The organism is Dokdonella fugitiva (assembly GCF_014138265.1).
GTDB classification, from domain to species: domain Bacteria; phylum Pseudomonadota; class Gammaproteobacteria; order Xanthomonadales; family Rhodanobacteraceae; genus Dokdonella_A; species Dokdonella_A fugitiva_A.
On record NZ_JACGXL010000002.1, the window covers coordinates 497,456 to 508,865 of the forward strand.

Below are 11,410 nucleotides of genomic sequence, written 5' to 3' on the forward strand. Positions count from 1 at the left end.
TCGCGGGACTCAGCGCAGGTCGAACACGACGCGACCGTCGACCTTGCCCGCCTTGAGGTTCGAGAGCACCACGTTGACGTCCTCGAGCCGCGCCGCGTGCACGCGCGTGCGTACCTTGCCTTCCGCGGCGAACGCGAGTGCCTCGGCGAGATCGCGGCGCGTGCCGACGATCGAGCCGCGCAGCGTGATGCGTTTGAGCACGACGTCGAACACCGGCGTCGGGAAATGTCCCGGCGGCAGGCCGACGAGGCTGATCGTGCCGCGCCGCCGCACGACGGCGAGCGCCTGCTCGAACGCCGGCAAGGAGACGGCCGTCACGAGCACGCCGTGCGCGCCGCCGCCAGTCGCCTGCAAGGTGCGCGCGACCGCATCCGACGCGGTCGCATCGAGCGCGAGGTCGGCGCCGCATTCGCGTGCGAGCGCGAGCTTGTCCGCGGCGATATCGAATGCGACGACGTGCAGGCCCATCGCCTTCGCGTACTGGATCGCGACGTGGCCGAGGCCGCCTACGCCGTAGATGGCGATCCATTCGCCCGGCCGCGTCTCGGTTTCGCGGATGCCCTTGTAGGTGGTCACGCCCGCGCAGAGGATCGGTGCGATCGACAGCGCATCGACGCCTGCCGGCAGTGGCGCGGCGTAGGCGGCGTTCGCGATCACGTACTCGGCGAATGCGCCGTTCACGCTGTAACCCGTGTTGTGCTGCGCCTCGCACAGCGTCTCCCATCCGGCGTTGCAGTACTCGCAATGCCCGCAAGCGTCGTGCAGCCACGGTACGCCGGCGAGGTCGCCTTCGCGCAGGCCCTTCACGCCGCTGCCGAGCGCGGCAACGACACCGACGCCTTCGTGCCCGGGAATGAACGGCAGCGCCGGCTGCACCGGCCAGTCGCCGTCGGCGGCGTGCAGGTCGGTGTGGCAGACACCGCTCGTCTGCACCTTGAGCAGTACCTCACCCGGGCCCGGGCGGGGCGCCGGCAGGTCTTCGATCGCGAGCGGTCGACCGAACGCGCGTACGACGGCGGCTTTCATGCGGAGCTCCGGTAACGGAAAGGACGGATGCACCGTAGCGCGTACGGACGCGCGCACCTTGACCGGAATCAACCGCTCCCGAGTTGATGCACATCAACGAGCCGATCGCGGGACGGCATACCGTCGATGACGAAGACCCATTGCGGAGCCATCGCCATGTTCCAGCGCATTCTCGTTCCGACCGACGGTTCCGACCTGTCGAAGAAGGCGGTGCGAGCCGCCATCCGCCTCGCTGCATGCACCGGCGCGCACCTCGTCGCGTTCCACGCGATCCCGAAGTTCCGCATGTTCACGCTCGACGCGCAGATGCTCGAGGACACTGCGGGGGAATATCGCGTGGCGTCTGTAGCGCGGGCGCGCTCGCTGCTCGCCGGGGTCGCCGCGGAGGCGCGCAAAGCGGGCGTCGCCTGCGACGTCGCGCACGCGACGAGCGATCAACCCTGGGCGGCGATCATCCGCGAGGCGAAGCGCAAGCGCTGCGATCTCGTCCTGATGGCTTCGCACGGGCGCAAGGGGCTGCAGGGCGTACTGCTCGGCAGCGAAACCCAGAAGGTGCTCACGCACAGCACGATTCCCGTGCTCGTCTACCGCTGAGTGGAGGCCCCGCCGTGTTCGAACACATCCTCATTCCGACCGACGGCTCGAGGCTGTCCGAGAAGGCCGTGCGCAAGGGCATCCGCTTCGCCCACGCGATGGGCGCGCGCGTGACCGCATTCCACGCGATCCCGAAGTTCCAAGCGAGCGACGTCATGATGGACCTGCTCGGCACGAACCGCGGCGACTACGCAAGAGCGGCGCAGGCGTACTCGAACGAGCGCCTGCGATTCGTGCAGAAGGCGGCGGCCGCGCTCGACGTGCCGTGCGAAACCCGCCATGCCACGACCGATGATCCCGCCGGAGCGATCATCGAAGCCGCCCAGGCGAGCGGCTGCGACCTCATTCTGATGGCGTCGCATGGACGTCGCGGTCTAGGCGCGCTGCTGCTCGGCAGCGAGACGCAGAAGGTGCTCACCCACAGCTCGATCCCCGTGCTCGTATATCGCTGAATCGCGCATCGCCGCGCCATTCGACGGCTGCTCAGGCGTGTCCTGCCGCCGGGGCCGAGGCGCGCGTTCGCGCGACGAAGAGCGGCACGAGGGCTGCGAGGGGGAGGCCGGCCGCGAGCGCGAGCACACCCGCAGGGGGGGCCTCGAAGCGGAACAGGTGGCCGAGTTGCGGCAGGCCGAGCGTTGCGGCGAGCACGCTCGCTGTACCGGCAGCGACGATCCAGAACGCGTGATTGCGCTTGTGCAGCAGGCCGCTGCCACGATTGAGCGCGATGAGGCCGACGTTGCCGACGACCAGCGCGACGAAGGTCGCGGCGGCGACACCGGCATCCGGGCACCTTAGCGCGCGTGCCGTCGCGTACACGAACGCGGAAGCCGCGAGCATGAGCGCACCGTCGAGAACGCCGCCGGCGAGCAGGCGCAGCCCGAGCACGGTACGGTGCGGATCGCGCGGCGGTCTACGCATGACGTCGCCTGCCGCCGGCTCGCGCTCGAACACCAGCGCGCAGGCCGGGTCGATCACGAGCTCGAGAAACACGATGTGGATCGGCCAGAGCACGAGCGGCCCGCCCGTCAGCAGCGGAAGCAGCGCCATGCCCATGATCGGCACGTGCACCGCGAGGATGTAGCGCATTGCGCGCACGATGTTGTCGTGGATCGTGCGCCCACGGCGGATGCCACGCACGATCGAAACGAAGTCGTCGTCGAGCAGCACGAGCGCCGCTGCCTCGCGCGCGACGTCGGTGCCGCGCCGGCCCATCGCGATGCCGACGTCCGCCGCCTTCAAGGCAGGCGCGTCGTTGACGCCGTCACCGGTCATCGCGACGATCTCGCCGCGAGCGCGCAACGCCTCGACAAGGCGCAGCTTGTGCTCCGGCGTCACGCGGGCGAACACCCGCCGGTGCGCGCAGATGGCCGCGAGTTGCGCGTCGTCGAGTACGGACAGGGCTGCGCCGGCGAGCGGGCCGTCGCCTACGTCGATGCCGGCCTGCCGCGCGATCGCCGTCGCCGTCTCCGGGAAGTCGCCGGTCAGCATCACCACGTCGATGCCTGCCGCGGTCGCTTCGGCGACGGCCGCGGCGACGCCCTCGCGCAGCGGATCGGCGAATGCGACGAGGCCGGCTTCGACGAAGGCGAGAGCGTCCTGCCGCTCGGGCAGCGGCAGTGACACGGGATGCTCGAGCGCCCCGATCGCGATCACGCGAAGGCCGTGCCGCGCGAGCACCGCGACGTCGGCGAGCATGCTTTCGCGACGCGCAGGCGCGAGCCGGCACAAGTCGGCGATCGCTTCCGGCGCCCCGCTGCATGCGCCGACGAGCCCAGCGGGCGTACGCCACACTTGGGTGCGCGCGAACAGGCCTGGCATGAGCGGGTATTCGCGGACGAGCGTACGTTCGCCAGCGCCGGCCCGGGGCGCTGCAGCCTCGACGATCGCGCGCTCCATCGGATCGGTCGGATCGATGCGGCACGCCATCAGGGCACGAACGAGCAGGTCGTCGAACTCCGCTCCGATCGGCACGCCGGCCGCGACATCCCATGCCGCCCCGCTCTGGCGCAACGCCGCGATGCGCATGCGGTTCTCCGTGAGCGTGCCGGTCTTGTCGACGCACAGGACCGTGATTGCGCCGAGCGTCTCGATCGCCGGAATGCGTCGCGTGAGCACGCGCTCGCGGGCGAGGCGCCACGCGCCGAGCGCGAGGAACACGGTGAGCACGACCGGGAACTCCTCCGGCACGTTGGCGATCGCGAGCGTGACCCCCGCGAGCAGCGCATCGATCCATCCGCCGCGCAGCAGCGCGTACAGCAGCGTCACGCTCGCGCAGAGCCCGAGGCCGGCGGCTGCGAACACGATCACCGCGCGGTCGATCTCGCGCTGCAGGGTGCTGCGCGGTGGATTGGTGCGCTCGAGCGAAGCGCCGATGCGGCCGACCGCGGTGCGCGCGCCCGTCGCGACGACCTCGGCGAGCGCGTACCCGTGCACGACGAGCGTGCCTCGGTACACGTGGTCGTCGCGCGTCGGCGCCGCTTCCGCTTCCGCGCTTGGCGCGCATGTTCCTTTCGGCGCGGGCGACGCTTCGCCGGTCAGCAATGATTCGTCGATGCCGAGCTGCGTGGCCTCGATCAAGCGCGCATCCGCGGGCACGCGGTCGCCCTCGCCGAGTACGACGACGTCGCCGGTCACGAGCCGGCGTGCATCGATGCGCACCCGATCACCGTCGCGCAGCACCGACGCCTGCGGCGTCGAGAGATCGCGCAGCGCGTCGAGCGCCCTTTCCGACTTGCCCGCCTGGCGAAGCGTGATGCCGACGACGACCGCAACGGAGGCGGACAGCACGAGCGCTTCGCCGAGATCACCGAGCACGAGATACAGCGTCGTGGCGGCACCGAGCAGCAGGAACATCGGCTCCCTCAGCACCGCGAGGGTACGCACGAAGAAGCCGCGGCGACGCGCCGTCGGCAACTCGTTCGCGCCATCACGCGCCAGGCGGCGTTCCGCTTCGGCCGTGTCCAGGCCGCCCCGCATCGGTTGGAACGCGATGCGGCCGCGCAGCGCGGGCGCGTCGTTCATGCGTCGCTCCCAGTTTCAATCTTCCGCGCCGTGCCGTGGCCGGTGCCGCCGTGTGCGTCGCGGCAGCATGCGCGCCAGCGCGTCGTCGCGCAGCAGGTAGTGGTGCACGAGCGCGGCGCCGGCATGCCCCCCGACGAGCGCGTAACCGGCGGTGGCGACGCCTTCGTGGACCTCCTCGGCGATCTGCGCGAGTGCACGATCGGGCGGGACGAGCGCGGGCAGCTGGAATGCGCCGAGCGTGATGGCGGTACCTTCGGCGCTGGCCAGCAGCCAGCCGAGCAGCGGCATCGCGATCAGGAACGCGTACAGCAGCACGTGCATCGCGAGGGCGAGGCGCGCCTGCAGCCGCGACGGCGGCGGCACGATCGCCGGCCGCGGGCCGGTTCGCAAAGCAAGCCGCGCGAACACGAGCACGAACACGGCTAGGCCGGCGCATGCGTGCGCCGTGGCCAATCCCGTGCGTTGCGGACCATCTTGGGCGAACAGCTCGCGAGATTCTGCGGTCGCGTAGGCCGCGACGACGAGCAGGACCATCGCCCAATGCAGCGCGATCGAGGGCGAGCTGTAGTGGTGCGTCTCGTTCTTCCAGTACATGCGGTGCTCCTCGTCCTTTCAGGAACGTCCGCCGACGAGACCGAACTCGACGGGCCAGCACACATGGGTGAGTGCGAGTGGTTCGCTCGCGAGCGAATCGATCAGGCGTCGCGCTTCCTCTTCCGGCAGCACGAACTCGACGAGGAGCGGTTGGCTGCCGGGCAGTTCGCCGAAGCGCGGTTCGTGCAGGCCACCGTGCCGACCGAATCCGGCGATCGCACGGAAAACCGAACCACCCGCGATACCGATGCTGCGCGCATGCTGGAGCAGCCATTCGTGGCGCGGCGACGCGGATTCGCCCGCGTCGTCGCAGAAATAGAACCGCAGGCACTGGCCGCGCATCGGAGCATTCCTCGGCAGGATTCCGCTTGTGCTGGGACGCACCGATTGTCGACCGTCGCCGCGACGGTGACTTGATCGGCGTCAATTACGCGTGGACGACGCCGATGCCGACGCGGAAAGGAGGCAGCCTTGGCGGACGCCAGGGCTGCCACCATCGCGCAGCAGGTCGCGACGCGCGTCGCGACCCACTGCATCCGTCCGTGGATCGGGCCAGCCGTATGTCTCTCCTCATCCGGCCGACCCGCAGCATCAGAACGTCACGCTCCAGCTGTCGATGTAGCCGGTGTCCTGCGCGGCGTTGTCGTTCACGCGCAGCTTCCACGTGCCATTGAGCGCCTCGCTCGACAGGTTGAGCGTCACCGTCTTGTTGATGTTGTCGGTGCCGCCGCCGGTATGGTTGTGGATGTTGTAGAGCGTGCCGTCGGGCGCGACGAGATCGACCTTGAGGTCGCCGATGTAGGTGTGCACGATCGCGACGGTCACCGAGGCGTTGCTGGGTGCATTGCCGCTGCGGCCGGACACGGTGATCGGGCTCTCGACGGTCGCGTTGTCGGCGATCGGATAGTCGGTCGCGTTGCTGTAGGTCTGCGTGCCGCCGCCACTGGTCGAATAGCTGCCGGTCAGGCTCGTGCCCGAATACGCGGCGTACGCGTGCACGAGCACGTGGTACGTGCCTGCTTGCGCCGTCGCGATGCTGCAGGTTTCGGCGGTCGTGCTTCCTTCCGACTTGCAATCGTACGTCGTCGTCGTCGGGTCCGCGCCGAACTTGACGTAGAGGTCGGCATCGCCGCTGCCGCCCGCGGTCACGAACTTTAGGTGGGTCGCGCCGGCCGGTACGTCGAGCGTGAAACGCTTGTCGGCACCCGCTGCAGCGGACAGGCCGGTGACGGGCACGCCGTTCTGCAGCACGTTGCCGCCGCCGGTGGAGACGGTGACCGAGCTCGTCTTGGTGTTGGTGGCGCCGCCGTTGTCGGTGACGGTGAGCGAGACGCTGTAGGCGCCGGCGCTGGCGTAGGCGTGGCTCGGGTTGGTCGCGGTCGAGGTGCCGCCGTCGCCGAAGGTCCACGCGCGCGAGGCGATCGTGCCGTCGCTGTCGGTGGAGCTGTCGGTGAAACTGGCGGCGAGGCCGCTCGTCGTCACGCCGTAGTTCGCGACCGGCGGCACGTTCGCGGGTGGCGTCGTGGCGTGCGTCTTGCCGAGTTCTCCGACGAAGGCGAGGCCCAGTTGCGCGAACTTGACGCTGTTCTGCGCCGAGTTCGCCATGTTCGCGAGCGTGTCGTTGGCTGAATGGATGTACGGGAAGTAGCCGCTGGCGTCGCCGGCCTCGAACATCATCGCGGCCGGATAGCCCGCGCTCGTCCACGAGGCATGGTCGGAACAACCGTAGCCGCAGGTATAGGTGCCGCGGTTGAACCCGCGCGGAGCGAGGTAGGCGTCGAACAGGTCGGTGAGGAACGTCTGCATCGCCACGTTCGAATAGTCCGTGATCAGCTGCATGTCCTCGACGTTGCCGGACTTGTAGTTGGTCATGTCGAACTGCATGACGCCGACGACGTTCGTGCCCGCGTTCCTGAACGATTGCGCGATCGCGTTCGAACCGCGCAAGCCGACTTCCTCGGCCGCATAACCCATGAACTTGACCGTGCGCTGTGGGCGCCAGCCGTTCGCGAGCGCGACGCGGATGACTTCGGTCAGCGTGGCGATGCCCGAACCGTCGTCGTCCGCGCCCGGCGCGGTCTGCTCGGTGCTGCCGCCGGCCGAGCCGTTGATCGAATCGAGGTGCGCGCCGAGCACGACGACTTCGCTCGGCAGGTCGGCGCCCTGCACGGTGAGGATCACCGACGGTTGCGTCGAGCAGTTCGTGCAGCCGGTGTAGAGCTCGGCGACGACGTCGCTGCGGCTCCCGGCGAGGCCGGCCCAGGTCGAGCGGATCGACTCCGCCGCGCTCTTGCCGTAGGTCGAGGTGTAGTAGCGGTTCTTGTAGCCCGACAGCGACGAGATCGTGCCGCGGATGTTCGCTTCGCCGACGAGCGGCAGCCAGGCGTCGACGGTGGCGTGGTTGTCGATCGTGTAGGCGACCAGCGCCGAGCGCCCGGCGACGACCGCGGAGCGGTCGCCCGCGACGAACGCGTCCGCCTCCACGCGCGTGCGGAACGCGAAGAAGCCGCCGCAACGCAGTTCGCGTTCATGGATGCGTTCGGCGATCGCGCCGAGCTGGAGCGCCTCGACCTCCGACACCATCAACGCGCCACCGGTGGCGTCAAGGCGCGGCGAAGCGGCGAGCGTGAGCGGGCGGATGAGGTCGTAGGTATCGCGCGAACTGACGATGAACATGCGCGCGAACGGATCGCTTTCGGCGTCCATACCCGCCGCGAGTGCGGTCGTGGACGAAGCGGGTGGCGCGAACACGGCCGCGCCGAGCGCGAGCGTGGCGCCGAGGACGTGGGCGGACAGCTTCATGGAAGGCTCCTGCAAGGCCGCACGGTGCCGCACACCGTTGCGCGCGGCGGGCTTCGGACGGCGAGGCGTCGCCGGCGGGATTCGGCGATCGCGAAAGAAAGGCAGCCCCGGCGGGGGCCGGGGCTGCCGCCATTGCGCAGCGGGTCGCGACGCGCGTCGCTACCGCCGCATCCGTCCCTGGATCGGGCCGGACGGATGTCTCTCCCCCATCCGGCCGGCCCGCAGCATCAGAACGTCACGCTCCAGCTGTCGATGTAGCCGGTGTCCTGCGCGGCGTTGTCGTTCACGCGCAGCTTCCACGTGCCATTGAGCGCCTCGCTCGACAGGTTGAGCGTCACCGTCTTGTTGATGTTGTCGGTGCCGCCGCCGGTGCGGTTGTGGATGTTGTAGAGCGTGCCGTCGGGCGCGACGAGATCGACCTTGAGGTCGCCGATGTAGGTGTGCACGATCGCGACGGTCACCGAGGCGTTGCTGGGTGCATTGCCGCTGCGGCCGGACACGGTGATCGGGCTGTCGACGGTCGCGTTGTCGGCGATCGGATAGTCGGTCGCGTTGCTGTAGGTCTGCGTGCCGCCGCCGCCGGTCGAGTAGCTGCCGGTGAGGCTGAGGCCGGTGAAGCTCGCGTACGCGCGCACCATCACGTAGTACGTGCCGACCTGCGGCGAGGCGAACGTGCAGGTCTCGCTCGACGAACTCGTGTACGGACGGCAGTCGTAGCTCGACGTGGTCGGCGCGCTGCCGAACTTCACGTAGAGGTCGGCGTCGCCGTTGCTGCCCGAGGTCGCGAACACGAGGTTGGTCGCGCCGGCCGGCACGTCCATCGTGTAGACGGCGGTGTTGGTGCCGGTGGTCGCCGACAGGCCGGTGACGGGCACGCCGTTCTGCAGCACGTTGCCGCCGCCGGTGGAGACGGTGACCGAGCTCGTCTTGGTGTTGGTGGCGCCGCCGTTGTCGGTGACGGTGAGCGAGACGCTGTAGGTGCCGGCGCTGGCGTAGGTGTGGCTCGGGTTGGTCGCGGTCGAGGTGCCGCCGTCGCCGAAGGTCCACGCGCGCGAGGCGATCGTGCCGTCGCTGTCGGTGGAGCTGTCGGTGAAGTTGGCGGTAAGGCCGCTCGTCGTCACGCCGAAGTTCGCCACCGGCGGCACGTTGCCGCCGCCACCGCCCGAACACGCCGGGCGCGTGCCGCAGGCGATGCCGTGCGCGTTGAACGCATCCCAGATGCGGCAGCCGTTCGGCGTACCGTTGGCGAGGTTGCCGTCGTCGTCGTCCGCCGCGAGATAGACGGTGTACCAGTTGTTCGAGCCGCAGCCGTTCACCGTGGCGCTCGCGTTGCACTTGCCGCCCGAAGTGACCTGGTATGCGCTCTTGCTCGGCGTGAGGCTGCCGTACCAGATGCGGTCCATCTCGGCCCAGCCCTGCGTGCTGCCGTACTGCGTGACGAGCGCCTGCGCGAGATCCCAGTTCGCCGAACTCGCGATGTAGCTCTCGCAATGACCCTCGTAGCCCATCGGGCCCTGGTACGGCGTGATGCCGTTGGCGAGATAGGGGCAGGCGTAGCGGTCGCAGTTGATGCTCGAGTTGTTGGTCACGTTCGCCGGCTTGGCGATGACCGCCGCGCCGAGCGTGCTGAACGCGTTGACGTCGCGAACGCCGGTGCAGCTCGACGAGCAGTTCGCGCACGGCACGCCGGGCTGGAAGTTGTTGCCGATGCAGCCGTCCTTGGTCTCGAGGAACGCGAAGCTGTCGCCGACCGCCTCACCGGTGCCGTACTCGGATGCCGAGCCGCCGCTGTTGGTGTCCATGCCGTGGCCCCATTCGTGCAGGAACACCGCGGCGATCTCGCCCGTGTTGGAGCAGCCGCTGCCGGACTTGAAGAAGTTCAGCGAGCTGCCGTCCCAGTACGCGTTGCAGACGTCGTTGACGTTCATGTTCGCGGTCACCTTCGAGGCGATCCACGCGTTGCCAGGCAGGAAACCCGATGCCTTGCGATTGATCTTGGTCAGGTAGTAGAAGCCGTTGCGCGACGCGCGCGTGTTGCCGTTGCCGCCGGCGCCGCCGGCCGCACCGCAGTCGGTGCTCGTGTCGGTGCCGAGGTGCAGGTTGCCGTCGCTCGAGTTCGACAGCGAGATCGAGCCGCAGGTGTCGACCATCTTGAAATACTTGCCGTCGAGCGCGGTCGTCGCGGTGCCGCCGGAGTAGTCGTAGATGCCGAGCGCATCGGTGACCTTCGCGCTGCCGTTGGTGACTGCAGCGAACGGCATCGCGACGATCGTCTCGGCGCCGGTGTTCACGCCGGTCGCGTAGATGCCACCGTCGATGGTCGCGCTGACGTAGTCGTTGAGGTCGCGCACTTCGATCACGCGATTGGTCTTCGCGTCGACCATGGCCTCGTAGGTGCTGCGGTCGCCGCCGATGCGGAACACGTAGCGCCAGGCGAGGCGATGCGCGTAGCCGGCGCCGTCGGCGCCGCTGAAGCCTTCACCGGCGCCCTTGCCGTCGGCCGCGTACGGCAGCAGCAGCAGTTCACCCGGCTCGAGCATCTCCTTGACCCGTGCACCGCTGCCGAAGTCGAGTTCGCCGAACGCGAGCTCGAACGCCTTCTCGCGCGACGACACCGGCTGCGTGTCGATCGCGACCGGCGCGACCAGGTGGCTGCCGAACTGCACGATGTTGCCGTGCGAGATGCGGAAGAACAGGTTCGCTCCGCGCACGCGCACGCCGCCCTTCGACTGCGCGAGCTCGACGAACCAGTGCGAATCGCCCTTGCCGTAGACCGTGCTCGACGTTTCGTCGAGCTGGAACTCGAGGCCGTCGGTCTTGAGCAGCGCGTGGTTCGCGGCGATGAAATCGAGCAGGCGCGTCTCGACGACGGCCATGTCGACGTGGTCGCTCGCGCGCAGGCCGAGCGAAGCCAATGTGAGCGCGTTGCCGCGGCCGGGCACGAGCGGCACGCCCGCGCCCTGGACGAGGTCCGGGCGGTCAGCGCGGCGGTCCCAGCGCATCTCCCAGGCCCCGGGGTTGCGCCGCGCGAAGTCGGCTGCCTCGACATGGCGACCGGTTTTCGCGTCCAGTGTCGCGGTCGCCTCGAGTTCGGGCTGGACCTGCAGTTCGGGCGCGACGAACGCGTGGCGCAGCCGTGGTGCCTCGCGCGCGGACTCGACCGGCTGGATCGCCTGCGCGAACGTCCCCACGGCGAGCAGGCCGAACAGCAGGGGCTGGAGCAACATCGGGGCCGACCGCCAGAGTGGCGTCGAGCGGCCCCGGGTGGATGCCGAACGATTCATTGGGCTCTCTCCCTCAAGAAATACGTCGTACCAGGGGTGCCGCCGGTGGCGAGGCAGAACGCGCAGCCGCGCGGTGCGCTGGGCGCACC

8 protein-coding genes are annotated in these 11,410 nt (G+C 69.3%); 2 read left to right on the plus strand and 6 right to left on the minus strand.

The features are described 5' to 3' along the window. Positions 1 to 9: 9 nt before the first annotated feature. Positions 10 to 1,026: an alcohol dehydrogenase AdhP gene (gene adhP, locus FHW12_RS08355; protein WP_182530547.1), complete on the minus strand. Its 1,017-nt coding sequence runs from the start codon at positions 1,024 to 1,026 to the stop codon at positions 10 to 12. Between the two features lie 156 nt (positions 1,027 to 1,182). Between adhP and FHW12_RS08360 the strand changes: the two genes are divergently transcribed. Together FHW12_RS08360 and FHW12_RS08365 are read left to right on the plus strand one after the other, a co-directional pair. Then, positions 1,183 to 1,620 (plus strand): universal stress protein, encoded by a 438-nt coding sequence (locus tag FHW12_RS08360; RefSeq protein WP_182530548.1) that lies wholly within the window; start codon positions 1,183 to 1,185, stop codon positions 1,618 to 1,620. 14 nt (positions 1,621 to 1,634) lie between these two features. Further along, the gene (locus FHW12_RS08365) at positions 1,635 to 2,072 is read left to right on the plus strand and encodes a universal stress protein (RefSeq protein ID WP_182530549.1); all 438 of its coding nucleotides are present in this window, start codon (positions 1,635 to 1,637) and stop codon (positions 2,070 to 2,072) included. A 31-nt stretch (positions 2,073 to 2,103) separates the two neighbouring features. Here the strand turns inward: FHW12_RS08365 and FHW12_RS08370 are convergent, their stop codons facing one another. The 5 genes from FHW12_RS08370 to FHW12_RS08390 form a co-directional block, all read right to left on the minus strand. Then, on the minus strand, positions 2,104 to 4,641 hold the full coding sequence (locus FHW12_RS08370) for a cation-translocating P-type ATPase (RefSeq protein ID WP_220484371.1): 2,538 nt from the start codon (positions 4,639 to 4,641) through the stop codon (positions 2,104 to 2,106). A 15-nt stretch (positions 4,642 to 4,656) separates the two neighbouring features. Further along, the gene (locus tag FHW12_RS08375) at positions 4,657 to 5,235 is read right to left on the minus strand and encodes a cytochrome b (protein ID WP_182530550.1); all 579 of its coding nucleotides are present in this window, start codon (positions 5,233 to 5,235) and stop codon (positions 4,657 to 4,659) included. An 18-nt stretch (positions 5,236 to 5,253) separates the two neighbouring features. Then, positions 5,254 to 5,577: a DUF190 domain-containing protein gene (locus tag FHW12_RS08380; RefSeq protein ID WP_182530551.1), complete on the minus strand. Its 324-nt coding sequence runs from the start codon at positions 5,575 to 5,577 to the stop codon at positions 5,254 to 5,256. A 249-nt stretch (positions 5,578 to 5,826) separates the two neighbouring features. Next, positions 5,827 to 8,037: a M20/M25/M40 family metallo-hydrolase gene (locus FHW12_RS08385; protein ID WP_182530552.1), complete on the minus strand. Its 2,211-nt coding sequence runs from the start codon at positions 8,035 to 8,037 to the stop codon at positions 5,827 to 5,829. A 227-nt stretch (positions 8,038 to 8,264) separates the two neighbouring features. Continuing rightward, positions 8,265 to 11,264, minus strand: a complete 3,000-nt coding sequence (locus FHW12_RS08390) for a proprotein convertase P-domain-containing protein (protein WP_220484372.1) — start codon at positions 11,262 to 11,264, stop codon at positions 8,265 to 8,267. Positions 11,265 to 11,410: the final 146 nt, after the last annotated feature.